Source organism: Pseudomonas sp. Ors-4-3C, from assembly GCF_055755035.1.
Genome location: NZ_CM146900.1, coordinates 1,610,509 through 1,635,329 on the forward strand (window position 1 = coordinate 1,610,509; position 24,821 = coordinate 1,635,329).

At 60.0% G+C, this 24,821-nt stretch carries 21 protein-coding genes; 9 read left to right on the forward strand and 12 right to left on the reverse strand.

The window, feature by feature from the left end:
- Positions 1 to 125: 125 nt before the first annotated feature.
- The 7 genes from ACVHNU_RS07240 to ACVHNU_RS07270 form a co-directional block, all read right to left on the reverse strand.
- Positions 126 to 551, reverse strand: coding sequence for a GNAT family N-acetyltransferase (locus ACVHNU_RS07240; protein WP_473019317.1), 426 nt, complete (start codon positions 549 to 551; stop codon positions 126 to 128).
- Positions 544 to 1,716: a ribosomal protein uL16 3-hydroxylase gene (locus ACVHNU_RS07245; protein WP_003223820.1), complete on the reverse strand. Its 1,173-nt coding sequence runs from the start codon at positions 1,714 to 1,716 to the stop codon at positions 544 to 546. The genes ACVHNU_RS07240 and ACVHNU_RS07245 overlap by 8 nt, the downstream gene beginning before the upstream one ends.
- Positions 1,717 to 1,802: 86 nt before the next feature.
- Positions 1,803 to 3,173, reverse strand: coding sequence for an adenylosuccinate lyase (gene purB / locus ACVHNU_RS07250; protein ID WP_003223822.1), 1,371 nt, complete (start codon positions 3,171 to 3,173; stop codon positions 1,803 to 1,805).
- Between the two features lie 127 nt (positions 3,174 to 3,300).
- A complete protein-coding gene (hflD, locus tag ACVHNU_RS07255) occupies positions 3,301 to 3,924 on the reverse strand; it encodes a high frequency lysogenization protein HflD (protein WP_003223824.1) in 624 nt (207 codons plus the stop codon).
- Complete coding sequence (gene mnmA / locus ACVHNU_RS07260; RefSeq protein ID WP_003223826.1) at positions 3,921 to 5,045, reverse strand: tRNA 2-thiouridine(34) synthase MnmA; 1,125 nt, start codon at positions 5,043 to 5,045, stop codon at positions 3,921 to 3,923. Before mnmA ends, hflD begins: the two co-directional genes overlap by 4 nt.
- A 59-nt stretch (positions 5,046 to 5,104) precedes the next feature.
- Positions 5,105 to 5,551: an NUDIX hydrolase gene (locus tag ACVHNU_RS07265; protein ID WP_473019318.1), complete on the reverse strand. Its 447-nt coding sequence runs from the start codon at positions 5,549 to 5,551 to the stop codon at positions 5,105 to 5,107.
- 199 nt (positions 5,552 to 5,750) lie between these two features.
- Positions 5,751 to 7,976 carry an NADP-dependent isocitrate dehydrogenase gene (locus ACVHNU_RS07270; protein ID WP_473019319.1) on the reverse strand — a complete coding sequence of 742 codons (2,226 nt, stop codon included), beginning with the start codon at positions 7,974 to 7,976 and terminating at the stop codon, positions 5,751 to 5,753.
- A gap of 481 nt (positions 7,977 to 8,457) precedes the next feature.
- Between ACVHNU_RS07270 and icd the strand changes: the two genes are divergently transcribed.
- On the forward strand, positions 8,458 to 9,714 hold the full coding sequence (gene icd / locus ACVHNU_RS07275) for an NADP-dependent isocitrate dehydrogenase (protein ID WP_047601677.1): 1,257 nt from the start codon (positions 8,458 to 8,460) through the stop codon (positions 9,712 to 9,714).
- Between the two features lie 87 nt (positions 9,715 to 9,801).
- Here the strand turns inward: icd and ACVHNU_RS07280 are convergent, their stop codons facing one another.
- Positions 9,802 to 10,104 carry a cold shock domain-containing protein gene (locus ACVHNU_RS07280; RefSeq protein ID WP_473019320.1) on the reverse strand — a complete coding sequence of 101 codons (303 nt, stop codon included), beginning with the start codon at positions 10,102 to 10,104 and terminating at the stop codon, positions 9,802 to 9,804.
- A 224-nt stretch (positions 10,105 to 10,328) separates the two neighbouring features.
- On the opposite strand from ACVHNU_RS07280, the gene clpS reads away from it, so the two are divergent.
- Both clpS and clpA read left to right on the forward strand, forming a co-directional pair.
- A complete protein-coding gene (clpS, locus tag ACVHNU_RS07285; RefSeq protein WP_027614670.1) occupies positions 10,329 to 10,712 on the forward strand; it encodes an ATP-dependent Clp protease adapter ClpS in 384 nt (127 codons plus the stop codon).
- Positions 10,713 to 10,742: 30 nt separating this feature from the next.
- Positions 10,743 to 13,013 (forward strand): ATP-dependent Clp protease ATP-binding subunit ClpA, encoded by a 2,271-nt coding sequence (gene clpA / locus ACVHNU_RS07290; RefSeq protein WP_262141737.1) that lies wholly within the window; start codon positions 10,743 to 10,745, stop codon positions 13,011 to 13,013.
- 989 nt (positions 13,014 to 14,002) lie between these two features.
- Here the strand turns inward: clpA and infA are convergent.
- From infA to trxB, 4 genes are all read right to left on the reverse strand, one after another.
- A complete protein-coding gene (infA, locus tag ACVHNU_RS07295; RefSeq protein WP_002553999.1) occupies positions 14,003 to 14,221 on the reverse strand; it encodes a translation initiation factor IF-1 in 219 nt (72 codons plus the stop codon).
- Positions 14,222 to 14,333: 112 nt separating this feature from the next.
- The gene (locus ACVHNU_RS07300; RefSeq protein WP_473019321.1) at positions 14,334 to 15,041 is read right to left on the reverse strand and encodes an arginyltransferase; all 708 of its coding nucleotides are present in this window, start codon (positions 15,039 to 15,041) and stop codon (positions 14,334 to 14,336) included.
- Positions 15,042 to 15,098: 57 nt separating this feature from the next.
- Positions 15,099 to 15,779 (reverse strand): leucyl/phenylalanyl-tRNA--protein transferase, encoded by a 681-nt coding sequence (aat, locus tag ACVHNU_RS07305; protein WP_473019322.1) that lies wholly within the window; start codon positions 15,777 to 15,779, stop codon positions 15,099 to 15,101.
- A gap of 62 nt (positions 15,780 to 15,841) precedes the next feature.
- A complete protein-coding gene (gene trxB, locus ACVHNU_RS07310; protein ID WP_003223843.1) occupies positions 15,842 to 16,801 on the reverse strand; it encodes a thioredoxin-disulfide reductase in 960 nt (319 codons plus the stop codon).
- A gap of 309 nt (positions 16,802 to 17,110) precedes the next feature.
- Between trxB and ACVHNU_RS07315 the strand changes: the two genes are divergently transcribed.
- The 6 genes from ACVHNU_RS07315 to cysG all read left to right on the forward strand — a co-directional run bounded on the left by ACVHNU_RS07315 (position 17,111) and on the right by cysG (position 24,796).
- Positions 17,111 to 19,519, forward strand: coding sequence for a DNA translocase FtsK (locus ACVHNU_RS07315; protein ID WP_045122388.1), 2,409 nt, complete (start codon positions 17,111 to 17,113; stop codon positions 19,517 to 19,519).
- A 78-nt stretch (positions 19,520 to 19,597) separates the two neighbouring features.
- The gene (lolA, locus tag ACVHNU_RS07320) at positions 19,598 to 20,218 is read left to right on the forward strand and encodes an outer membrane lipoprotein periplasmic chaperone LolA (RefSeq protein WP_473019323.1); all 621 of its coding nucleotides are present in this window, start codon (positions 19,598 to 19,600) and stop codon (positions 20,216 to 20,218) included.
- A 190-nt stretch (positions 20,219 to 20,408) separates the two neighbouring features.
- Complete coding sequence (locus tag ACVHNU_RS07325) at positions 20,409 to 21,731, forward strand: replication-associated recombination protein A (protein ID WP_003223849.1); 1,323 nt, start codon at positions 20,409 to 20,411, stop codon at positions 21,729 to 21,731.
- Entirely contained in the window at positions 21,731 to 22,105 is a 375-nt protein-coding gene (crcB, locus tag ACVHNU_RS07330) for a fluoride efflux transporter CrcB (protein ID WP_003223851.1), read from the forward strand. The genes ACVHNU_RS07325 and crcB overlap by 1 nt, the downstream gene beginning before the upstream one ends.
- Before the next feature lie 15 nt (positions 22,106 to 22,120).
- A complete protein-coding gene (gene serS, locus ACVHNU_RS07335) occupies positions 22,121 to 23,401 on the forward strand; it encodes a serine--tRNA ligase (RefSeq protein ID WP_003223852.1) in 1,281 nt (426 codons plus the stop codon).
- Positions 23,402 to 24,796, forward strand: a complete 1,395-nt coding sequence (cysG, locus tag ACVHNU_RS07340; protein ID WP_103486098.1) for a siroheme synthase CysG — start codon at positions 23,402 to 23,404, stop codon at positions 24,794 to 24,796.
- The last annotated feature ends 25 nt before the right edge of the window (positions 24,797 to 24,821 follow it).

The following is a 24,821-nucleotide window of genomic DNA, read 5'->3' on the forward strand; positions in this document are numbered from 1 at the left end:
GTGTTCTTGCTGGCCTCTTCGCGAGCAAGCTCGCTCCCACATTGAATCTCTGTCTGACACACAATCTGTGTCTAATGCAGATCAACTGTGGGAGCGAGCTTGCTCGCGAAAGCCGCGCCGCGGTCTCAGGCCGAATGGCGAACCATATCGACGTGCGGAATCCCGGCTTCAAGGAATTCCTCGCTGACCAGGCTGAAACCCAGGCGCTCATAGAACGCCGTGGCCTGTACCTGGGCGCTGAGCATCTGCTGCTGCAGGCCACGGGCTTCGGCTTCAGCGATGACCGCTTGCATCAGCGCATCGCCTACCTTCATGCCGCGCCAGTCCTTCAGCACCGAAACCCGGCCAATGTGCCCGTCGGGCAGCAGGCGAGCGGTGCCGATCGGAAAGTCGCCTTCGAACGCCAGAAAATGCACGGCGGCCGCATCATCGGCGTCCCATTCAAGCTCGGGTGGCACCGATTGTTCGGCGATGAACACCGTTTCACGAATACGCCGGATCTCGGCGTTGTCCTTTTGCCAGTCTGCGACACGTACGCGAATCTTATTCATCGGCAAATCCCAGGCTGCCTTGTTTGACCAGCTCGCACAGCAGGCCGCGACCGTCTTCGTCGTTCAGCCACTCGCCGAGGTTGTCGACATGCAGTGCATCGGCGGCGCAGATCATCTTCAGCAGTTCGCGCAGCTTGCCCGGCAGGTAACGGCTCTGGCCGCTGGCGAACAGCAGCAGGTCGTCATCGACTTCCGACCAGGCCAGGCGCGCACTCGGGTTGCGGATCAGCACCGCGCCGTCCTGCAGGGCATTGAGGAAGTCATCTTCTTCAACGTCTTCCGGGCCAACCACCAGTTCCGGGTAGCGCGGCTCGGTCATGTACTGGCCGAACCAGGTCAGCAGCAGGCGCTCGTCGCTCATGTGCTCGGCGAGCAGGCTTTTCAGGCGGCCGAGTGCGTCGTGCTGGATCTGATGTGGATCATCGCTGACCGGCTTCGCATCGGCGTCGGTGTAGCGTTCTTCGTCAGTCAGGAACTGGCTGAGGAAGTCGGTGAAGTGGGTCAGCACTTCCGAGGCGCTTGGCGCACGGAAGCCGACCGAGTAGGTCATGCAGTTGTCCACGGCGACACCGCAGTGAGCCAGACGCGGCGGCAGGTAGAGCATGTCGCCCGGTTCCAGCACCCACTCTTCGGTCTCGTGGAATTCGGCGAGGATGCGCAGATCCGCGTGTTGCAGCAGCGGGCTCTCGGAGTCGCACATCTGGCCGATCTTCCAGTTGCGCTGGCCGTGGCCTTGCAGCAGGAACACGTCGTAATTGTCGAAGTGCGGACCAACGCTGCCACCCGGGGCGGCGAAGCTGATCATCACGTCATCGACGCGCCAGCTCGGCAGGAAGCGGAAGTTTTCCAGCAGCTCGCTGACTTCCGGAACGAATTGATCAACGGCCTGAACCAGCAAAGTCCACTCTTTTTCTGGCAGTTTGCTGAATTCGTCTTCGGCGAACGGGCCGCGACGCAGCTCCCAAGGACGCTCGCCGTGCTCGATCACCAGGCGCGACTCGACCTCTTCTTCCAGAGCCAGGCCGGCCAGTTCGTCGGCGTCGATCGGGCTTTCGAAGTCAGGAATGGCCTGACGGATCAGCAGCGGCTTTTTCTGCCAGTAATCGCGCATGAATTCGCGCGCCGTGAGACCGCCCAGAAGTTGAAGAGGAGTATCAGGATTCATGTGTAACCTATTGAAAAAAAGCATTTTTCAGACGGGAATAAAAACGCCCGGCGCGGCCGGGCGTCTCAAACGGGTCAAGCGGTGAATCAGATGCGTTTGGCTTGCGCTACAGCGTTGCCGATGTAGTTGGCCGGAGTCAGCTGTTTCAGCTCGGCTTTCGCTTCGGCTGGCATGTCCAGGCCGTCGATGAAAGTCTGCAGCGCTTCCGGGCTGATGCCCTTGCCGCGGGTCAGTTCTTTCAGCTTTTCGTACGGGTTTTCGATGTTGTAGCGACGCATTACAGTCTGGATCGGCTCGGCCAGCACTTCCCAGCAGGCGTCGAGGTCAGCAGCAATCTTCTGCTCGTTGAGCTCCAGTTTGCTGATGCCTTTGAGGCTGGCTTCGTAGGCGATCACGCTGTGAGCGAAGCCCACACCGAGGTTGCGCAGTACGGTGGAGTCGGTCAGGTCGCGCTGCCAGCGGGAGATCGGCAGTTTGCTCGCCAGGTGCTGGAAGAGTGCGTTGGCGATGCCCAGGTTGCCTTCGGAGTTTTCGAAGTCGATCGGGTTGACCTTGTGCGGCATGGTCGACGAACCGATTTCGCCAGCGATGGTGCGCTGCTTGAAATAACCCAGGGAGATGTAGCCCCAGATGTCACGGTCGAAGTCGATCAGGATGGTGTTGAAGCGCGCGATCGCGTCGAACAGCTCGGCGATGTAGTCGTGCGGTTCGATTTGCGTGGTGTACGGGTTGAAGCCCAGACCCAGCTCGTCTTCGATGAAGGCGCGGGCGTTGGCTTCCCAGTCGATCTGCGGGTAGGCCGACAGGTGCGCGTTGTAGTTGCCCACGGCGCCGTTGATCTTGCCCAGCAGCGGCACGGCAGCGACTTGAGCGATCTGACGCTCGAGACGGTAAACCACGTTCGCCAGTTCTTTGCCCAAGGTGGTCGGCGAGGCCGGCTGACCGTGGGTGCGCGACAGCATCGGCACGTCGGCGAAACGGATCGCCAGTTCGCGGATGGCGTTGGCGGTCTGGCGCATCAGCGGCAGCATCACGTCGTCACGGCCTTCGCGCAGCATCAGGGCGTGGGACAGGTTGTTGATGTCTTCGCTGGTGCAGGCAAAGTGAATGAATTCGCTGACCTTGGCCAGCTCCGGCAGCTTGGCCGCCTGCTCCTTGAGCAGGTATTCGATCGCCTTGACGTCGTGGTTTGTGGTGCGCTCGATCTCTTTGACGCGCTCGGCGTGCTCCAGCGAGAAGTTTTCAGCCAGTTCATTGAGAACGGCGTTGGCCTCGGCGGAGAAGGCTGGCACTTCCGGGATACCGGCGTGGGCGGCCAGGCGCTGGAGCCAGCGCACTTCAACCAGGACGCGGGCACGGATCAGGCCGTACTCGCTGAAAATCGGGCGCAGGGCCTGGGTTTTGCCGGCGTAGCGGCCGTCAACAGGGGAAACCGCAGTGAGCGAAGAGAGCTGCATGGGGTGTTCTCGGACAGTCGGGCAACGAAATGGGGCGCGTATCATACATGAAAAAATCCGCCGGTCCGTTGCCAACTGACCGGCGTATTACGCGCTACAGACTACAAAACTTTTATTGCGCGACGATTTACTCGCTGCGCATCAACGGATACAGCTCTTTGAGCAGCTTGCGCCGGCTGATCACCAACTGCCAGCGGTGCCCGCCGAGCTGTCGCCACAGGCGAGCCGAACGGATGCCGGCCAGCAGCAGGGCGCGGATCTTCGAGGCGTTGCTCGGTTGCTGCAGGTTGCGCATGTCGCCATGCACCTGAATCCGCTGGCGCAGTGTGCTCAGGGTGTCCTGATACAGCGCACCGCAGGCGGCGATCACGTTTTCGTGGGCCGGGCCGAAGTGTTCGACTTGCGACTGGATCTGTGGCAGGCGCTTGCCAATGGTGTCGAGCATGTCGTCACGTTTGGCCAGTTGGCGTTCCAGGCCGAGCATCGACAGGGCATAGCGCAGCGGCTCGCGTTGCAGGGTGCTCGGGTCGCGCTCGAGAGCGCCGATCAATGCGCGATAACCCTCGCGCAGATTGAGGTCGTCGCCACCGTACACATCCAGTGTGTCCTTCGGGTCGCGCACCAGCAGGCTGCCGAGCATGCAGCTCAGGCCGGCCTCGCTGGTCTGCCCGGTCTTGGCAATGCGGTCAACCAGCACGGCGGCGAGAAACACGCCGCCCAGCGCCGTCAGTTGCTCCTGAGTCGGGCTCATGCCTGGCCGCTCCACGGCTCGGCGACTTCGATCACGCCGCCACCGAGGCAGATTTCACCGTCGTAGAACACCACGGACTGGCCCGGGGTCACCGCGCGCTGCGGTTCGTCGAACACGGCGCGGTAGCCGCTGGCGGTTTTTTCCAGGGTGCAGGCCTGATCGCTCTGGCGATAACGCACTTTGGCGGTGAGGCGCAGCGGCTGGCTCAGGTCGATCGGGTTGACCCAATAGATTTCCGAAGCGAGCAGGGCGCTGGAGAACAGCCACGGATGGTTGTTGCCCTGGCCGACGATCAGCTCGTTGGTGTCCAGATCCTTGCGCAGCACGTACCACGGCTCGTCGCCGGCATCTTTCAGGCCGCCGATGCCCAGGCCCTGACGCTGGCCGATGGTGTGGTACATCAAGCCGTGGTGACGGCCGATGACTTCGCCTTCGGTGGTCTTGATCTCGCCCGGTTGCGCCGGCAGGTATTGCTTGAGGAAGTCGCTGAAACGCCGTTCGCCGATGAAGCAGATCCCGGTGGAATCCTTCTTCTTGGCGGTCGCCAGCTCGTATTTCTCGGCAATTGCCCGCACTTCCGGCTTTTCCAGTTCACCGACCGGGAACAGGGTCTTGGCGATCTGTTCGCCGCCGACAGCGTGCAGGAAATAGCTCTGGTCCTTGTTCGGATCGAGGCCCTTGAGCAGTTCGGTACGACCATCGATGTCGCGACGGCGCACATAGTGGCCGGTGGCGATCAGGTCGGCGCCAAGCATCATGGCGTAGTCGAGGAACGCCTTGAACTTGATCTCGCGGTTGCACAGGATGTCCGGGTTCGGGGTGCGACCGGCCTTGTATTCGGCCAGGAAGTGCTCGAACACGTTGTCCCAGTACTCGGCGGCGAAGTTGGCGGTGTGCAGCTTGATGCCGATCTTGTCGCACACGGCCTGGGCATCCGCCAGGTCGTCCATGGCGGTGCAGTATTCCGTTCCGTCGTCTTCTTCCCAGTTCTTCATGAACAGGCCTTCCACCTCGTAACCCTGCTCGATCAGCAGGAGAGCGGAAACGGAAGAGTCCACGCCGCCGGACATGCCGACAATGACGCGCTTCTTGGATGTGTCAGAAGGGGCTGGATCACGCATAGGGATTCAATGAGTGTCTTGAAAAAGGACGCGATTCTATCAGGCTCACGGCCTCAAGGCTAAAGAGAAGGGCGGATCAGTTCGAGACTGAAGTGATGGCCGGCCTGATAGTCGTCGATGCAGCGGATGATCAGCTCGCTGCGCCAGTTGTCGCGCTGGGCGATTAATTCGCTGCGGGTCAACCACTTGGCGCCGACGATGCCATCGTCGAGTTGATAGTCCGGGTGGTGTTTCACCGCTTTGGCGCTGAAGCACACGCGTTGATAAGTCACGCCGTTGCTCGGCGCGGTGTACAGGTAAATGCCGACCACGCCGGTGGGTTCGACGTCCCAGCCGGTTTCCTCGAGGGTTTCGCGGACGGCAGCTTCGATCAGGGTTTCGTTCGGGTCAAGGTGGCCGGCCGGCTGATTGAGCACGTTACGCCCGGCCTTGTGTTCTTCGACCATCAGGAAGCGGCCGTTGTCTTCGACGATGGTGGCGACGGTGATGTGGGGCAGCCATTCCATAAAACCTTCCTCAAAATCCAGATTAAAACTCAATCCCCCTGTGGGAGCGGGCTTGCTCGCGAATGCGGTGGGTCAGTCAATGACGATGTTGAATGATAAACCGCATTCGCGAGCAAGCCCGCTCCCACAGGGGTTTTGTGTTGTGTTCGGAAATAGAAACCCCGGCACTGGGCCGGGGCTTCTTTACAGCATTACAACCTTAAACCAGCGCAGCAATCGCCGCGTTGAAGGTTGCGCTTGGGCGCATGGCCTTGCTGATCAGCTCGGCATCGGCGTGGTAGTAACCGCCGATGTCCACTGGCTTGCCCTGCACGGCGTTGAGCTCGGCAACGATGGTCGCCTCGTTCTCGGTCAGGGTTTTGGCCAGGGGCGCGAACTGCGCTTGCAGTGCAGCGTCTTCGGTCTGGGCGGCCAGGGCCTGAGCCCAGTACATCGCCAGATAGAAGTGGCTGCCGCGGTTGTCGATGTTACCGACTTTGCGCGATGGCGACTTGTTGTTGTCGAGGAACTGACCGGTGGCCTGATCCAGGGTTTTCGACAGAACCAGCGCTTTCGGGTTGTTGTAGTTCACACCCAAATGCTCGAGGGACGCTGCCAGAGCCAGGAATTCGCCCAGCGAATCCCAGCGCAGGAAGTTCTCTTCAACCAGTTGCTGCACGTGCTTCGGCGCCGAACCGCCGGCGCCGGTTTCGAACAGGCCACCGCCGTTCATCAGCGGCACGATCGACAGCATCTTGGCGCTGGTGCCCAGTTCCATGATCGGGAACAGGTCAGTCAGGTAGTCGCGCAGTACGTTGCCGGTCACCGAGATGGTGTCCTTGCCTTCGCGGGTGCGCTGCAGGGTGTACTTCATGGCATCGACCGGCGCCATGATCTGGATGTCCAGACCGCTGGTGTCGTGATCCTTCAGGTAAGCCTGAACCTTCTCGATCACTACGCCGTCGTGGGCGCGCATCGGGTCCAGCCAGAAGATCGCCGGGGTGCTGCTGGCGCGAGCACGGTTGACGGCCAGTTTGACCCAGTCCTGGATCGGCGCGTCTTTGGTCTGGCACATGCGGAAGATGTCGCCGGCTTCAACAGTCTGTTCCATCAGCAGGTTGCCCTTGCTGTCGGTGACGCGAACCACGCCGTCAGCCTTGATCTGGAAGGTCTTGTCGTGCGAGCCGTACTCTTCGGCTTTCTTCGCCATCAGGCCAACGTTCGGCACGCTGCCCATGGTGGTCGGATCGAACGCGCCGTTGGCTTTGCAATCTTCGATCACGGCCTGGTAGATGGTTGCGTAGCAACGATCCGGGATCACGGCCTTGGTGTCGTGCAGCTGGCCGTCGGTGCCCCACATTTTGCCGGAGTCACGGATCATCGCCGGCATCGAGGCGTCGACGATGACGTCGCTCGGAACGTGCAGGTTGGTGATGCCCTTGTCGGAGTTGACCATCGCCAGCGACGGACGCGCGGCGTAGACCGCTGCGATGTCCGCTTCGATCTGCGCTTGCTGCTCGGTCGGCAGGGCCTTGATACGAGCGTACAGGTCGCCGATGCCGTTGTTCAGGTTGAAGCCGATCTGGGCCAGCACGTCAGCGTGCTTGGTCAGGGCGTCTTTATAGAACTCGGCAACGATCTGGCCGAACATGATCGGGTCGGAGACCTTCATCATGGTCGCTTTCAGGTGCACCGAGAGCAGTACGCCTTGCGCCTTGGCGCTGTCGATTTCAGCGGCGATGAACGCGCGCAGGGCGTTTTTGCTCATCACGGCGCAGTCGAGGATCTCGCCAGCCTGAACGCTGGTTTTTTCTTTCAGAACGGTCGCGGTGCCGTCTTTGGCGATCAGCTCGATTTTCACAGCGTCAGCGGCGTCGATCAGGGCAGCTTTTTCGCTGCCGTAGAAATCGCCGGTGCTCATGTGAGCGACGTGGGACTTGGAGTCTTTGGCCCAGGCGCCCATTTTGTGCGGGTGCTTGCGCGCGTAGTTTTTTACCGACAGCGGAGCGCGGCGGTCGGAGTTGCCTTCACGCAGAACCGGGTTCACGGCGCTGCCCTTGACCTTGTCGTAACGCGCCTTGGCTTCTTTTTCGGCGTCGTTGGTCACGGTTTCCGGGTAGTCCGGCAGGTTGTAACCCTGGGCTTGCAGCTCTTTGATTGCTGCTTGCAGCTGAGGCACCGAAGCACTGATGTTCGGCAGCTTGATGATGTTGGCTTCAGGCGTAACGGCCAGGTCGCCCAGTTCGGCGAGGTGGTCGGCTACGGCTTTGTCGCCCAGTTGCTCGGGGAAGCTGGCCAGGATGCGCGCTGCAAGAGAGATATCGCGGGTTTCCACGGCGATATCGGCCGAGGCGGTGTAAGCCTCGATGATCGGCAGCAGGGAATAGGTGGCGAGGGCTGGGGCTTCGTCGGTGAAGGTATAGATGATCTTCGAGCGGGTGGGCATATTCGGATTAACTCTCTCTTCTTTGCTAAAGCGTGCGCAGAAACTCGAGGGGCGCCGGGTAAGCGCGTTCGTTCAAAGTCATCCATGAACCGAATGTCGAGATTCTTCGCGGTGATGTTGGGTGCATCAGTAGAGCGTCAAGCAGTCGGACTGCGGTAACAACCCGACCAATCAGGCGGAAAGTCTCGTGCTAGAGAGGCCAGCCGTCGTGACCCTTTGGTCAGCGGGCGGCATTATACATAGGTAGCTGGCAATCTGCCGATGGTTCATATGCAACGATTCTCGTCCATTGGTCTAAAGGTCGCAGGGGCGGGTGGGGCGTAGAGTCGCTGCGAATGCTTGAGTTTGGCGCTTTTCCCTTTGCTTTCAGGCTTGTACGAAACCAGATGTAGCCGCGCCGTGAACAGAGGGTTTGCGTGTTGATTTAACTGGGTTACGCTCGAACCAAGCCAGATGTTCAATCCAAACAATGGAGTTCAGCATGGGTTACAAGAAGATTCAGGTTCCAGCCGTCGGCGACAAAATCACCGTCAATGCAGACCATTCTCTCAATGTTCCTGATAACCCGATCATCCCCTTCATTGAAGGTGACGGCATTGGCGTCGACGTCAGCCCGGTGATGATCAAAGTGGTTGATGCTGCCGTGGCCAAGGCCTACGGGGGCAAGCGCAAGATTTCCTGGATGGAGGTTTATGCTGGCGAAAAAGCGACCCAGGTCTATGACCAGGACACCTGGCTGCCCCAGGAAACCCTGGACGCCGTCAAAGATTACGTGGTCTCCATCAAGGGCCCGCTGACCACCCCGGTCGGTGGTGGCATCCGCTCCCTCAACGTAGCCCTGCGTCAGCAACTCGACCTTTATGTATGCCTGCGTCCCGTGGTGTGGTTCGAAGGTGTGCCGAGCCCGGTGAAAAAGCCTGGCGATGTCGATATGGTGATCTTCCGCGAGAACTCCGAAGACATTTATGCCGGTATCGAATGGAAGGCCGGTTCCCCTGAGGCCACCAAGGTCATCAAGTTCCTGAAAGAAGAAATGGGCGTCACCAAGATCCGTTTCGACCAGGATTGCGGGATCGGCATCAAGCCTGTTTCCAAGGAAGGCACCAAGCGTCTGGTGCGCAAGGCTCTGCAATACGTGGTGGACAACGACCGCAAGTCGCTGACCATCGTGCACAAGGGCAACATCATGAAATTCACCGAAGGTGCCTTCAAGGACTGGGGTTACGAGGTGGCGAAGGAAGAATTCGGCGCCGAGCTGCTCGATGGCGGCCCATGGATGAAATTCAAGAACCCGAAAACCGGCCGTGAAGTCATCGTCAAGGATGCCATCGCCGACGCCATGCTTCAGCAGATCCTGTTGCGTCCGGCCGAATACGATGTGATTGCCACGCTGAACCTCAACGGCGACTACCTCTCCGACGCCCTGGCGGCGGAAGTGGGCGGTATCGGTATCGCGCCGGGTGCCAACCTGTCCGACACCGTGGCCATGTTCGAGGCGACCCACGGTACCGCGCCGAAGTACGCCGGCAAGGACCAGGTCAACCCGGGTTCGGTGATTCTGTCGGCCGAGATGATGTTGCGTCATCTGGGCTGGACCGAAGCGGCTGACCTGATCATCAAGGGCACCAACGGTGCCATCAAGGCCAAGACCGTGACCTATGACTTCGAGCGTCTGATGGACGGTGCCACGCTGGTGTCGTCTTCGGGCTTTGGTGAGGCGATCATCAAGCACATGTAAGTCGTGCAGGTACAAAAAAACCGCCTGACTCAAATGATGAGTCAGGCGGTTTTTTATTACCAAGAGTATTAGGGGGAAGCAGTCAGCTCATGCTTTGGCAGTCGCGGCAGCGGCAGCAGCTGCGCCGACAGCAGCACTTTCAGCGGCGCTGGATGGTTCGGTGGTGACGGCCTTGATGCCTACGGCATGCAGTCCCTTGGGGCCTTGAACAATATTGAAAACCACGGATTGTCCGGCCTTGAGGGTTTTATACCCGTCCATCTCAATGGCGGAGTAGTGCGCAAAGAAATCAATGTCTTTGCCATCCTCGTCACGTCCTTCACGGGCATCGGTATTGATGAAGCCGAATCCCTTGGCATTGTTGAACCACTTGACCTTGCCGACAGCCATGCTCAAATCCCTCTGCAACAGACTCCATCGCTGGAGTATCATCCAGGACATCCGCAATCTAATCCGTTAAAAGGATTGACTCCGCGGATCTTTTTTACCCACTGTGGGCTCTATTGGTTGTAACACCGTTTTCCCGATAGTCAAGGTGACCGGGCAGTCGGAGTTGAAAAGGTGTACAGCCGCCCCCACCACTGTATTTGCACAACTGACGAACCTTTCTTTCCATGCATGCAATCAGCCAGATTCGACTAACATTCAATCAGGATCGCCCGCTTCTCCAAAAGGATCATCCAGAGGAGCACGACGACGATTCGGCAGGCGTTGCTGTTCAGGAAGCAAAGCCTGCGTTACAGGCGCCGCCGATGTACAAGGTGGTTTTGTTCAATGATGACTACACACCGATGGATTTCGTCGTCGAAGTGCTCGAGGTGTTTTTTAACCTGAATCGCGAGCTGGCGACCAAGGTCATGCTGGCCGTTCACACAGAAGGACGGGCAGTATGTGGAGTGTTTACCCGCGACATCGCCGAGACAAAGGCCATGCAGGTCAACCAGTACGCCAGGGAAAGCCAGCATCCGCTACTCTGTGAAATCGAGAAGGACGGTTAATCGCCGACCACTTGGGTATGAGGTGAAGCTATGTTAAACCGCGAGCTCGAAGTCACCCTCAATCTTGCCTTCAAGGAGGCTCGTTCGAAGCGTCATGAATTCATGACCGTCGAACACCTGCTGCTGGCCCTATTGGACAATGAGGCTGCCGCCACCGTATTGCGTGCCTGCGGCGCAAACCTCGACAAACTCAAGCACGACCTGCAGGAGTTCATCGACTCCACCACGCCACTGATCCCCGTCCATGACGAAGATCGCGAGACCCAGCCAACCCTGGGCTTCCAGCGTGTACTGCAACGTGCTGTCTTTCATGTACAGAGCTCGGGCAAACGCGAAGTAACCGGCGCCAACGTGCTGGTTGCCATCTTCAGTGAGCAAGAGAGTCAGGCCGTATTCCTGCTGAAACAGCAGAGCGTTGCGCGCATTGATGTCGTCAATTACATCGCCCACGGCATTTCCAAAGTGCCGGGGCATGGCGATCACTCTGAAGGTGAACAAGATATGCAGGACGACGAGGGCGGTGAGTCTTCTTCTTCAGGCAATCCGCTGGATGCTTATGCCAGCAATCTCAACGAACTCGCGCGCCAGGGTCGGATCGATCCGCTGGTCGGCCGCGAGATGGAAGTCGAGCGTGTCGCGCAGATTCTGGCGCGTCGGCGCAAGAACAATCCGCTGCTGGTCGGCGAGGCAGGCGTGGGTAAAACCGCGATTGCCGAAGGCCTGGCCAAGCGCATTGTCGACAACCAGGTGCCGGATCTGCTGGCCAACAGCGTCGTCTATTCGCTCGATCTCGGTGCCCTGCTTGCAGGCACCAAGTATCGCGGTGATTTCGAGAAGCGCTTCAAGGCGCTGCTCAATGAACTGAAAAAACGTCCGCAGGCGATCCTGTTCATCGACGAAATTCACACCATCATCGGTGCGGGTGCTGCGTCCGGTGGCGTGATGGATGCCTCGAACCTGCTCAAGCCGCTTCTGTCGTCTGGCGACATTCGCTGCATCGGCTCGACCACGTTCCAGGAATTTCGCGGCATCTTCGAGAAGGATCGTGCGCTGGCACGACGCTTCCAGAAGGTCGATGTCGTCGAACCGTCGGTGGAAGACACCATCGGTATCCTGCGCGGCCTGAAAGGGCGCTTCGAACAGCACCACAACATCGAATACAGCGATGAGTCGTTGCGCGCCGCTGCTGAACTGGCATCGCGCTACATCAATGACCGGCATATGCCGGACAAGGCCATCGACGTGATCGACGAGGCGGGTGCCTATCAGCGCCTGCAACCGGTCGAGATGCGCGTCAAACGTATCGAAGTGCCGCAGGTTGAAGACATTGTGGCGAAAATCGCGCGGATTCCGCCGAAACACGTCACCAGCTCCGACAAGGAACTGCTGCGTAATCTGGAGCGCGACCTGAAGCTGACGGTGTTTGGTCAGGATGCGGCGATCGATTCGCTGTCGACCGCGATCAAACTGTCCCGTGCCGGCCTCAAGTCGCCTGACAAACCAGTCGGCTCGTTCCTGTTCGCAGGTCCTACCGGTGTCGGTAAAACCGAGGCCGCGCGGCAACTGGCCAAGGCGTTGGGTATCGAACTGGTGCGCTTCGACATGTCCGAGTACATGGAGCGCCACACCGTATCGCGTCTGATCGGTGCGCCTCCAGGCTATGTCGGGTTCGATCAGGGAGGTCTGTTGACCGAGGCGATCACCAAGCAACCGCACTGCGTATTGCTGCTCGATGAAATCGAGAAGGCGCATCCGGAAGTCTTCAACCTGCTGCTGCAGGTGATGGACCACGGTACGCTCACCGATAACAACGGGCGCAAGGCGGACTTCCGCAATGTGATCATCATCATGACCACCAACGCCGGCGCCGAAACTGCGGCGCGTGCTTCGATCGGTTTCACCCATCAGGACCACTCGTCTGATGCGATGGAAGTGATCAAGAAGAGCTTTACGCCGGAATTCCGTAACCGTCTGGACACCATTATCCAGTTTGGTCGCCTCAGCCATGAGGTCATCAAAAGTGTGGTGGACAAGTTCCTTACCGAACTGCAGGCGCAGCTGGAAGACAAGCGTGTGTTGCTGGAGGTTACCGATGCGGCGCGCAGTTGGCTGGCGGCCGGTGGCTACGATTCGGCCATGGGCGCGCGTCCGATGGCGCGTCTGATTCAGGACAAGATCAAGCGTCCGTTGGCGGAGGAGATTCTGTTTGGCGAGCTGGCCGAGCATGGCGGTGTGGTGCACATCGACATCAAGGATGGTGAGCTGACGTTTGACTTCGAGACTACGGCGGAGATGGCCTGACGGCTTGGTTGTTGGTTTGGAAGGCGCCTTCGGGCGCCTTTTTGTTGGCTGATGTTTTTGGGTGTATATCCGTTGCTGCGGTCACGGCCTCCTATGGTTCCGCCCTTACGGCGGGTCACTTTTTCCAGACGCCGAAAAAGTAACCAAAAAGGCTTTACCCTGACGTTCGGCCCTCGCTTAGGCTCGGGTTCCTTCGCTCCGGGATTCATCCGGGGGGCAGCGCCTACGGTTTGCTTCGCTGCACCTCCTCTCGCTGTGTTTGGCTGCGCCAAACGGTCGCTGCGCTCCCACCCCCGGATAACTCCCTCCACTCAGCCTGCCGACGGGCCCTCAGATCAAAAGCGGTACTCGAGCTAACGCTCATTGTGTTGAGTGGGGCGGCTTCGCCGCAGGGGCAGCATGCAATCTGAACTGTACCTGCTGGCGATGGCGGCCTACGAGCCGACCGATCTCTAACTGAATGCACTCAATCCAAATGTGGGAGCGGGCTTGCTCGCGAAAGCGGCCTGCCAGTCGACCAATTTCTTAATGAATGTACCCAGTCCCATGTAGGAACTGCCGAAGGCTGTGATCTTTTGATCTGCTTTGGCTTTGGCTTTGGCTTTGGCTTTAGCTTTTGATGTGGCTTTTGATCTTCAGCCCCTTCGGCAGGCCGAGCGGAGGTGTTCATCCGGGGGGTAGGCGCGCAGCGCCATGCGGCGAAGCCGCATCCATCGAGAGGAGGTGCAGCGAAGCAAACCGGAGGCGATGCCCCCGGATGGACACCGTAGCGAGGGAACACTGAGCCTCAGCGAAGTGCCGTACGCCGGGGCAAAGCCTTTTGGGTTACCTTTTCGGCGTTTGGAAAAGGTGACTCGCTGTAAGAGCGAAACCATAGGAGGCCGTTACCGCAGCAACGGATATACACCCAAAACCCAGGCCCAAACCCAAACCCAAATCGCAGACAAACAAAAACGCCCGGCAAAGCCGGGCGTCTTGTATTGACTTGATTAGCGAGCGCGGTAAGTGATGCGCCCTTTGCTCAAGTCATAGGGCGTCAGCTCGACGCGCACTTTGTCACCGGTAAGAATACGAATGTAGTTCTTGCGCATCTTGCCGGAGATATGCGCGGTTACGACGTGCCCATTTTCCAACTCCACACGAAACATGGTGTTGGGCAGGGTGTCGACGACAGTGCCTTCCATTTCGAAGCTGTCTTCTTTCGACATGCAGTAAAGCCCTCGGTGTCCAATGAATGGCCCGGTGCAACTGCGCCAGGCAAAAGCGGCGTGCATTGTGCCCGAAAAAGGGGGTTCAAGCCAAGGGGTTTACGGCTTGCGATTAGTTCAGGATCACCCAGCGCTGATTAATCAGCAATTCGATGGGGCGATATTGGGTCTTGTAGTTCATCTTTTTGCAGTTCTTGATCCAGTAACCGAGATACACCGCCTCCAGCCCCAGGCGCTGACTTTCAGCGATTTGCCACAGGATTGCGAAACGCCCCAGGCTGCGGCGCTCTTCGTCAGGCTCGTAAAACGTATAGACCGCCGACAAACCGTTGGGCAGCAAGTCGGTGACGGCGACGGCGAGTAACCGTCCGTCGAGACGAAATTCGTAGAAGCGCGAAAAGGGCAGGTCACGTACCAGGAAGGTCGAAAACTGGTCGCGGCTCGGCGGGTACATGTCGCCATCGGCATGTCGCTGCTCGATATAACGCTGGTACAGATCGAAATATTCTTCGCTAAAGTGCGGTTTTACCGGGCGCACATGCAAGTCGGCATTGCGTTTGAAAATGCGTTTCTGCTGGCGGTTGGGGCTGAACTGCGATACCGGGATGCGCGCAGGCACGCACGCATTGCAATTCTGGCAATGAGGTCGATACAGATGATCGCCGCTGCGACGAAAACCCATTTCCGACAGGTCTGCGTAGACATGCACATCCATGGGCTGACTAGGGTCGAGGAACAGCGTCGTCGCCTGCTCCTCGGGCAGATAACTGCAGGAATGAGGTTGAGTGGCATAGAACTTCAAGCGCGCCAACTCGGTCATGATCAACCCTCGGGATAAGCTGGTGAATTAAGTGTAAGCCACGCGCGCAAAAGTCGCTCAGCAAACCCAGGTGGCACGACTGGGTTGATCCAGGTGGCGAGCCAGATAGTCGGCGAATTCGCGACGGGAGATCGCCCGCGCGCCAAGGCTGTGCAGATGATCGGTCGGCATCTGGCAGTCAATCAGGACGAATCCGGCTTCTTTCAGATGCTGCACCAGCGTCGCAAAGCCAAATTTGGAGGCATTGTCGGCGCGACTGAACATCGATTCGCCGAAAAACAGCTGACCCATCGCCAGGCCATACAGGCCGCCGACCAGTTGGTCCTGATCCCAGACTTCGACCGAATGGGCGAAGCCGCGGCGGTGCAGTTCGAGGTAGGCGTCCTGCATGGCTTCGGTGATCCAGGTACCGTCGGCGTAGTCCCGTGGTGCAGCGCAGGCGCGAATGACGGCTGCGAAATCCTGATCGAAGGTCACCTGATAGCGTTGCTGGCGCAGCAGTTTGCCGAGGCTGCGCGAGACGTGCAGTTCGTCGGGAAACAGAACGGTGCGCGGATCCGGAGACCACCAGAGAATCGGCTGGCCTTCGGAGAACCACGGAAAACAGCCATGCCGGTAGGCCTGCACCAGGCGATCGGCGGACAGATCACCACCGGCAGCCAGCAATCCATTGGGATCGCGCATGGCCTTTTCCAGAGGTGGGAAAGTCAGGGAATTGCGTTGTAACCAAGTCAGCATGGCGTCCAGGCTTGCAGAAGGGGAGGGCGGTGCGGGCATGAGGCCCGCGATAAAGTGTGCCGTTAAATGACAGGAATGTCGTCCAGATACTTCTCCGCGTCCAGTGCCGCCATGCAGCCGGCTCCCGCCGAGGTCACGGCCTGGCGATAAACGTGGTCGGCCACGTCGCCGGCAGCGAAGACGCCGGGGATCTCGGTGGCGGTGGCGTCACCGTCATTGCCGCCCCTGACCAACAGATAGCCGTCACGCATCGGCAACTGGCCCTGGAACAGGTCGGTGTTGGGTTTGTGGCCGATGGCAATGAATACGCCGGCCAGCGGCAACTCGCGGGTTTCGCCTGTGTGGCTGTCACGCAGGCGTGCACCGGTCACGCCGCTGGCGTCGCCCAGCACTTCATCCAGATTCTGGTTCCAGTGCAGGCGAACGTTGCCGTTGGCGGCTTTTTCGAAGAGTTTGTCCTGAAGGATTTTCTCCGAGCGCAATTTGTCGCGACGGTGGATCAAGTGCACCTCTTTGGCGATGTTCGACAGGTACAGCGCTTCCTCGACGGCGGTGTTGCCGCCGCCCACCACCGCGACTACCTGATTGCGGTAGAAGAAGCCGTCACACGTCGCGCAGGCCGACACGCCTTTGCCGGCGAAGGCTTCTTCCGAGGGTAGTCCCAGATACTGCGCCGAAGCGCCGGTGGCAATGATCAGCGCGTCGCAGGTGTAGGTGCCGCTGTCGCCGATGAGTTCGAACGGGCGCTGCTGCAACTTGGCGGTGTGGATGTGGTCGTAAACGATCTCTGTGGCAAAGCGCTCGGCGTGTTTCTGCATGCGCTCCATCAGTACCGGGCCGGTCAGGCCTTCGACGTCGCCGGGCCAGTTGTCGACTTCGACGGTGGTGGTGAGTTGGCCACCGGCCTGCAGGCCGGTAATCACCACGGGTTTGAGGTTGGCGCGGGCGGCGTATACGGCGGCGCTGTAACCGGCAGGGCCGGAGCCAAGAATGATCAGGCGTGAATGCTTCGCTGCGTTCATCAAATACACCTCATAAGCCTTTGTCACAAAAGACAATGCATGCTCAAATTGAACCGCAGGGTTTGTGGGATTGGCTATGCTCAGCTAAGGGTTTTGAAGCATGGCATCAGCCGCACAAACCCGTACAATGCCGGACTGTTACAGAATATTCGCCGTGCGCAGTGTTTATAGCTGTGTTTATAAAAGCAGCGGCACAGTGTTAAAAGTAGTCTCAGTTGCGCCGGTTCACTTTTTTACCTGCCTGGATTGGGCAGTTTTTTATCGTCATTCAATAGATGGACGCGCCCCGGGCGCAGGAAAAGAAGCGTTTTGAAGAAATCCACCGCAGCACCAAAAACAGTCGTTCCGCTCTGGCGCCAGCAATTGCACTACCGGCTCAAGGAAGGTGCATTGATCGCCATCGGTGCCTTGTGCCTGTTCCTGATGATGGCCTTGCTGACCTACGGCAAGGACGATCCGGGTTGGAGCCACAACAGCAAGATCGACGACGTGCAGAACTTCGGCGGCCCGGCCGGTTCCTACAGCGCCGACATCCTGTTCATGGTGCTGGGTTACTTCGCGTACATCTTCCCGTTGCTGCTGGCGGTCAAGGCGTATCAGATCTTCCGTCAACGTCACGAGCCGTGGCAGTGGAGCGGCTGGCTGTTCTCCTGGCGTCTGATCGGTCTGGTGTTCCTGGTGCTGTCGGGCGCCGCGCTGGCGCATATCCATTTCCATGCGGCCACCGGGCTGCCGGCGGGTGCGGGCGGGGCGCTGGGGGAAAGTCTCGGTGATCTGGCGCGTAACGCGCTGAATATCCAGGGCAGCACGCTGCTGTTCATTGCGCTGTTCCTGTTCGGCCTGACCGTATTCACTGACCTGTCGTGGTTCAAGGTGATGGACGTCACCGGCAAAATCACCCTCGACCTGTTCGAACTGTTCCAGGGCGCGATCAACCGCTGGTGGTCGGCGCGTACCGAGCGTAAGCAACTGGTTGCGCAGCTGCGTGAAGTCGATGATCGCGTCCACGACGTGGTGGCGCCGACCGTTACCGACAAGCGTGAACAAGCCAAGGTCAAGGAGCGCCTGATCGAGCGCGAACAGGCCCTGAGCAAGCACATGTCCGATCGCGAGAAGCAGGTGCCGCCGGTCATCGCTCCGGCTCCGGTCAAGGCGCCCGAGCCTAGCAAGCGCGTGCAGAAAGAGAAGCAGGCGCCGTTGTTCGTCGACAGTGCCGTCGAAGGCACCTTGCCGCCGATCTCGATTCTCGATCCTGCGGAAAAGAAACAACTCAATTATTCGCCGGAATCCCTGGCAGCGGTCGGCCACTTGCTGGAGATCAAGCTCAAGGAGTTCGGCGTCGAGGTCACCGTGGACTCGATCCATCCGGGCCCGGTGATTACCCGTTACGAAATTCAGCCTGCCGCCGGCGTCAAAGTCAGCCGCATCGCCAACCTGGCCAAAGACCTTGCACGTTCGCTGGCCGTGACCAGTGTGCGGGTGGTCGAGGTGATTCCGGGCAAGACCACGGTCGGTATCGAGATTCCCAACGAAGACCGGCAGATCGTGCGTTTCTCCGAAGTGCTGTCGACCCCCGAGTACGACAACTTCAAATCGCCGGTCACCCTCGCTCTGGGCCACGACATCGGCGGCAAACCGGTCATCACCGACTTGGCGAAGATGCCGCACCTGCTGGTCGCCGGTACGACCGGTTCCGGTAAGTCGGTGGGTGTGAACGCGATGATCCTGTCGATCCTGTTCAAGTCTGGCCCGGAAGACGCCAAGCTGATCATGATCGACCCGAAAATGCTCGAGCTGTCGATCTACGAAGGCATTCCGCACCTGCTGTGCCCAGTGGTCACCGACATGAAGGACGCCGCCAACGCCCTGCGCTGGAGCGTTGCCGAGATGGAGCGCCGCTACAAGCTGATGGCGAAGATGGGCGTGCGTAACCTGTCCGGCTTCAACGCCAAGGTCAAGGAAGCGCAGGACGCCGGCGAGCCGTTGAGCGATCCGCTGTACAAGCGTGAAAGCATCCACGACGAAGCGCCGCTGCTGCAGAAGCTGCCGACCATCGTCGTGGTCGTCGACGAATTCGCCGACATGATGATGATCGTCGGCAAGAAGGTTGAAGAACTGATCGCCCGTATCGCGCAGAAGGCGCGTGCCGCCGGTATTCACTTGATCCTCGCGACCCAGCGTCCTTCGGTGGACGTGATCACCGGTCTGATCAAGGCCAACATTCCGACGCGGATGGCGTTCCAGGTGTCGAGCAAGATCGACTCGCGGACCATCATCGACCAGGGTGGTGCCGAGCAACTGCTCGGTCACGGTGACATGCTCTACATGCCGCCGGGCACCAGCCTGCCGATCCGGGTTCACGGCGCGTTCGTTTCCGACGATGAAGTACACCGCGTGGTGGAAGCCTGGAAACTGCGTGGCGCACCGGAATACAACGATGACATCCTCAACGGTGTCGAAGAGGCGGGCAGCGGTTTTGAAGGCAGCAGCGGTGGCGGCGACGGTGATGATCCGGAGACCGACGCGCTGTATGACGAAGCCGTGCAGTTCGTGCTGGAAAGCCGCCGGGCGTCGATTTCCGCGGTACAGCGCAAGCTGAAGATCGGTTACAACCGCGCTGCGCGCATGATCGAAGCCATGGAAATGGCCGGCGTGGTGACTGCGATGAACACCAACGGTTCGCGTGAAGTGCTGGCCCCGGGCCCGATGCGCGACTGATTCGGCCGCTCCGATTTGCAACAAAGGATGGCGCAATGACGCGCCGTCCCCTCCCCACAAGTATTCAAGAGGACTCCCATGCGTCTTATCCGCATGCTGTTGCCAGTACTGGCGCTGACCACTTTCACGGCCCACGCCGATGACAAGGACGTGGCGCGTCTGACCCAATTGCTGGAAACATCGAAAACCCTGACCGCGAATTTTTCCCAGCTGACCCTCGACGGCAGCGGCACGCAGTTGCAGGAAACTCGCGGTGATATGGTTCTGCAGCGTCCGGGCCTGTTCTACTGGCACACCGAGGCGCCAAACGAGCAGACCATGGTCTCCGACGGTAAGAAAGTCACCCTGTGGGACCCGGACCTGGAACAGGCCACCATCAAGAAGCTCGACGAGCGTCTGACCCAGACCCCGGCGCTGCTGCTGTCCGGTGATGTGTCGAAGATCAGCCAGAGCTTTGAGATCAGCGCGAAAGAGGCGGGCGGCGTGATCGACTTCACCCTCAAGCCGAAGACCAAGGACACCCTGTTCGACAGCCTGCGCCTGTCGTTCCGTAATGGTCTGATCAATGACATGCAACTGGTCGACAGCGTCGGCCAGCGCACCAACATCCTGTTCACCGGGGTCAAGGCCAACGAACCTGTATCGGCGTCGAAGTTCAAGTTCGACATCCCGAAGGGTGCTGACGTTATCCAGGAATAAGCCCCGGATCCCGGGTTGGGCTGTTGTGGCTTGGAGCTTTTGTGGCGAGGGAGCTTGCTCCCGCTGGGGCGCGAAGCGGCCCCGCTCTTGAATCAAAAGCGGGGACTGCTGCGCAGTCCAGCGGGAGCAAGCTCCCTCGCCACAGGGTTTACCCCAGGTTTCAGATAATCAGAGGTTTCAACGCTACGTGATGGATCTGTTTCGCAGTGCACCGATTGCCCAGCCACTGGCCGCGCGTTTGCGCGCGACCAATCTGGATGAGTACGTCGGTCAGGAACACGTGCTCGCTCGCGGCAAGCCTCTGCGTGAGGCGCTGGAGCAGGGTGCCCTGCATTCGATGATCTTCTGGGGGCCGCCGGGTGTGGGCAAGACCACCCTCGCGCGCTTGCTCGCGGAAGTCTCGGATGCGCACTTCGAAACGGTCTCGGCGGTGCTCGCCGGGGTCAAGGAGATCCGTCAGGCGGTGGAAATCGCCAAGCAGCAGGCCGGCCAGTACGGTAAGCGCACGATTCTGTTCGTCGATGAAGTGCACCGTTTCAACAAGTCGCAGCAGGATGCGTTCCTGCCGTATGTCGAGGACGGCACGCTGATTTTCATCGGCGCCACCACCGAAAACCCTTCGTTTGAATTGAACAACGCGCTGTTGTCGCGGGCCCGTGTCTATGTGCTGAAAAGCCTCGACGAGACCGCGCTGCGCAAACTGGTACATCGCGCGCTCACCGAAGAGCGCGGGCTGGGCAAACGCAACCTGACCCTCAGCGATGAAGGCTTCCAGATGCTGCTGTCGGCCGCCGATGGCGATGGCCGGCGCCTGCTCAATCTGCTGGAGAACGCCTCGGATCTGGCCGAAGACAACAGCGAGATGGGCACCGAGTTGCTGCAAAGCCTGCTCGGCGACACCCGGCGACGCTTCGACAAGGGCGGCGAAGCGTTCTACGACCAGATCTCGGCGCTGCACAAATCGGTACGCGGTTCCAACCCCGATGGCGCGCTGTACTGGTTCGCGCGAATGATCGACGGCGGCTGTGATCCGCTGTATCTGGCGCGGCGTGTGGTGCGCATGGCCAGCGAAGACATCGGCAACGCCGACCCGCGTGCCCTGAGCCTGTGCCTGGCGGCATGGGAGGTGCAGGAGCGCCTCGGCAGTCCGGAAGGCGAGTTGGCGGTGGCCCAGGCCATCACCTATCTGGCCTGCGCGCCGAAAAGCAATGCGGTGTACATGGGCTTCAAGACCGCACTGCGCGCCGCTGCCGAGTACGGTTCGCTGGAAGTGCCGCTGCACTTGCGCAATGCCCCAACCAAGCTGATGAAGCAGTTGGGCTATGGCGACGAATACCGCTACGCCCACGACGAGCCGGACGCCTATGCCGCCGGCGAAGACTATTTCCCGGAAGAACTCGAACCGATTCCGTTCTACCAACCGGTGCCCCGTGGCCTGGAATTGAAGATCGGCGAGAAGCTCAACCACCTCGCTCAACTCGACCGTTTAAGCCCAAGACAGCGGAGAAAATAGTGCTTCCATTGATCGTTGCGGTCTCCGTCGGCGGAATTGCCGGCACCCTGTTGCGCTTCGCCACCGGCAATTGGGTCAACGCCAATTGGCCGCGGCACTTCTATACCGCGACGCTGGCCGTTAATATCGTGGGCTGTCTGCTGATTGGCGTGTTGTACGGCCTGTTTCTGATACGCCCGGAGGTGCCGATCGAGGTGCGTGCCGGGTTGATCGTCGGCTTCCTCGGGGGGCTGACGACTTTTTCATCCTTTTCACTGGATACGGTGCGTCTGCTGGAAAGCGGGCAAGTGCCGCTGGCCCTGGGCTATGCGGCAATCAGCGTATTCGGCGGGCTGCTCGCGACGTGGGCCGGCCTGTCCCTGACCAAACTTTGATAACGAGAAACCGACATGCTCGATTCCAAACTGTTACGTAGCAACCTTCAGGACGTAGCGGACCGCCTGGCTTCCCGTGGCTTTGCCCTGGATACCGCGCGCATCGAAGCGCTGGAAGAACAGCGCAAGACCGTCCAGACCCGCACCGAAGCACTGCAGGCTGAGCGTAACGCGCGTTCCAAATCCATCGGTCAGGCCAAGCAGCGCGGCGAAGACATCGCGCCGCTGATGGCGGACGTCGAGCGTATGGCGGGCGAGCTGAGTGCCGGTAAAGTCGAGCTGGACGCGATCCAGACCGAGCTGGACTCGATCCTGCTGGGTATCCCCAACCTGCCGCACGAATCGGTACCGGTCGGCAAAGACGAAGACGACAACGTCGAAGTGCGCCGCTGGGGCACGCCGACGCAGTTCGATTTCGAAGTCAAAGACCACGTCGCCCTCGGTGAGAAGTTCGGCTGGCTGGACTTTGAAACCGCCGCCAAGCTGTCCGGCGCGCGTTTCGCCCTGCTGCGCGGCCCGATCGCCCGTCTGCACCGCGCCCTGGCGCAGTTCATGATCAACCTGCACGTCAACGAGCATGGCTACGAAGAGGCCTACACGCCTTATCTGGTTCAGGCCCCGGCGCTGCAAGGCACCGGTCAACTGCCGAAGTTCGAGGAAGACCTGTTCAAGATCGCTCGTGAAGGCGAAGCTGATCTGTACCTGATCCCGACCGCCGAAGTGTCGTTGACCAACATCGTGGCCGGCGAAATCGTCGACTCGAAACTGTTGCCGATCAAGTTCGTCGCCCACACCCCGTGCTTCCGCAGCGAAGCCGGTGCGTCGGGTCGTGATACTCGCGGCATGATCCGTCAGCACCAGTTCGACAAAGTTGAAATGGTGCAGATCGTCGAGCCGTCGACGTCGATGGAAGCGCTGGAAGGCCTGACCGCCAACGCCGAGAAAGTCCTGCAACTGCTGGGTCTGCCTTACCGCACCCTGGCGCTGTGCACCGGCGACATGGGCTTCAGCGCCGTCAAGACCTACGACCTCGAAGTGTGGATTCCGAGCCAGGACAAGTACCGCGAAATCTCGTCGTGTTCCAACTGCGGCGACTTCCAGGCCCGCCGCATGCAGGCGCGTTTCCGCAACCCGGAAACCGGCAAGCCTGAGCTGGTACACACTCTCAACGGTTCGGGTCTGGCGGTCGGTCGTACCCTGGTTGCCGTGCTGGAAAACTACCAGCAGGCCGACGGTTCGATTCGTGTGCCGGACGTACTGAAGCCGTACATGGGTGGCCTTGAGGTCATCGGCTAAATGAAATATCTGCCGCTGTTTCACAACCTGCGCGGCAGTCGTGTGTTGGTGGTCGGTGGGGGGGAAATTGCCTTGCGCAAATCCCGCCTGCTGGCCGATGCCGGTGCGCTGCTGCGGGTGGTCGCACCTGAAATCGAAGCGCAACTGCGCGAACTGGTCAGCGCCAGCGGTGGCGAATGTCTGCTGCGTGGTTACGTGGAAGCGGATCTGGACGGTTGCGGGCTGATCATCGCCGCCACCGACGACGAAACGCTCAACGCCCAGGTCTCCAGCGATGCCCATCGGCGTTGCGTGCCGGTCAATGTGGTCGACGCGCCGCAGCTGTGCAGCGTGATTTTCCCGGCGATCGTCGATCGCTCGCCGCTGATTATTGCGGTGTCCAGCGGCGGCGATGCGCCGGTGCTGGCGCGGCTGATTCGCGCCAAGATCGAAACCTGGATTCCCTCAACCTATGGCCAATTGGCCGGACTGGCCGCACGTTTCCGTAATCAGGTGAAAAACCTGTTTCCGGATGTGCAGCAACGTCGTGGTTTCTGGGAAGACGTGTTTCAAGGCCCGATTGCCGATCGGCAACTGGCCGGGCAGGGCAGCGAGGCCGAACGTCTGTTGCAGGCCAAGATCGATGGCGAAGCGACCGTCACCACCGGTGAGGTGTATCTGGTAGGGGCGGGGCCTGGTGATCCGGATCTGCTGACCTTCCGCGCCTTGCGCCTGATGCAGCAAGCCGACGTGGTGCTGTACGACCGTTTGGTCGCTCCGGCGATTCTTGAGCTGTGCCGTCGCGATGCCGAGCGCGTCTATGTCGGCAAGCGTCGCTCTGATCACGCGGTGCCGCAGGATCAGATCAACCAGCAATTGGTCGATCTGGCCAAGGCTGGCAAACGCGTGGTGCGCTTGAAGGGCGGTGATCCGTTCATCTTCGGTCGCGGCGGTGAAGAGATCGAAGAGCTGGCGGCCCACGGCATTCCGTTCCAGGTGGTGCCGGGGATCACGGCGGCCAGCGGTTGCGCGGCGTATGCCGGGATTCCGCTGACCCATCGCGATTACGCGCAGTCGGTACGCTTTGTCACCGGGCACCTGAAGGACGGTTCCACCGATCTGCCTTGGGCCGACCTCGTCGCCCCGGCGCAGACGCTGGTGTTCTATATGGGCCTGGTGGGCTTGCCGGTGATCTGCGAGCAACTGATCAAGCATGGTCGTTCGGCGGACACTCCGGCGGCGTTGATCCAGCAGGGCACTACGGTCAATCAGCGGGTCTTTACTGGCACGCTGGCCGATCTGCCACGCCTGGTGGCGGAGCATGAAGTGCATGCGCCGACCCTGGTTATCGTCGGTGAAGTGGTGCAGTTGCGCGAGAAACTGGCGTGGTTTGAAGGGGCTCAGGCGCAAGTCTGAAAACCGAGTTGCCCTCATTCGCGAG

What these genes read in the sequence shown, in the direction of transcription:
- icd (WP_047601677.1), top strand. Translation starts at nt 8,458, where the DNA reads ATGGGTTACAAGAAGATTCAGGTTCCAGCCGTCGGCGACAAAATCACC.
- clpA (WP_262141737.1), top strand. Translation starts at nt 10,743, where the DNA reads ATGTTAAACCGCGAGCTCGAAGTCACCCTCAATCTTGCCTTCAAGGAG.
- clpS (WP_027614670.1), top strand. Translation starts at nt 10,329, where the DNA reads ATGCATGCAATCAGCCAGATTCGACTAACATTCAATCAGGATCGCCCG.
- ACVHNU_RS07270 (WP_473019319.1), bottom strand. Translation starts at nt 7,976, where the DNA reads ATGCCCACCCGCTCGAAGATCATCTATACCTTCACCGACGAAGCCCCA.
- purB (WP_003223822.1), bottom strand. Translation starts at nt 3,173, where the DNA reads ATGCAGCTCTCTTCGCTCACTGCGGTTTCCCCTGTTGACGGCCGCTAC.
- cysG (WP_103486098.1), top strand. Translation starts at nt 23,402, where the DNA reads ATGAAATATCTGCCGCTGTTTCACAACCTGCGCGGCAGTCGTGTGTTG.
- ACVHNU_RS07300 (WP_473019321.1), bottom strand. Translation starts at nt 15,041, where the DNA reads ATGACCGAGTTGGCGCGCTTGAAGTTCTATGCCACTCAACCTCATTCC.
- ACVHNU_RS07245 (WP_003223820.1), bottom strand. Translation starts at nt 1,716, where the DNA reads ATGAATCCTGATACTCCTCTTCAACTTCTGGGCGGTCTCACGGCGCGC.
- lolA (WP_473019323.1), top strand. Translation starts at nt 19,598, where the DNA reads ATGCGTCTTATCCGCATGCTGTTGCCAGTACTGGCGCTGACCACTTTC.
- ACVHNU_RS07240 (WP_473019317.1), bottom strand. Translation starts at nt 551, where the DNA reads ATGAATAAGATTCGCGTACGTGTCGCAGACTGGCAAAAGGACAACGCC.
- ACVHNU_RS07325 (WP_003223849.1), top strand. Translation starts at nt 20,409, where the DNA reads ATGGATCTGTTTCGCAGTGCACCGATTGCCCAGCCACTGGCCGCGCGT.
- infA (WP_002553999.1), bottom strand. Translation starts at nt 14,221, where the DNA reads ATGTCGAAAGAAGACAGCTTCGAAATGGAAGGCACTGTCGTCGACACC.
- aat (WP_473019322.1), bottom strand. Translation starts at nt 15,779, where the DNA reads ATGCTGACTTGGTTACAACGCAATTCCCTGACTTTCCCACCTCTGGAA.
- ACVHNU_RS07265 (WP_473019318.1), bottom strand. Translation starts at nt 5,551, where the DNA reads ATGGAATGGCTGCCCCACATCACCGTCGCCACCATCGTCGAAGACAAC.
- serS (WP_003223852.1), top strand. Translation starts at nt 22,121, where the DNA reads ATGCTCGATTCCAAACTGTTACGTAGCAACCTTCAGGACGTAGCGGAC.
- mnmA (WP_003223826.1), bottom strand. Translation starts at nt 5,045, where the DNA reads ATGCGTGATCCAGCCCCTTCTGACACATCCAAGAAGCGCGTCATTGTC.
- hflD (WP_003223824.1), bottom strand. Translation starts at nt 3,924, where the DNA reads ATGAGCCCGACTCAGGAGCAACTGACGGCGCTGGGCGGCGTGTTTCTC.
- trxB (WP_003223843.1), bottom strand. Translation starts at nt 16,801, where the DNA reads ATGAACGCAGCGAAGCATTCACGCCTGATCATTCTTGGCTCCGGCCCT.
- ACVHNU_RS07280 (WP_473019320.1), bottom strand. Translation starts at nt 10,104, where the DNA reads ATGGCTGTCGGCAAGGTCAAGTGGTTCAACAATGCCAAGGGATTCGGC.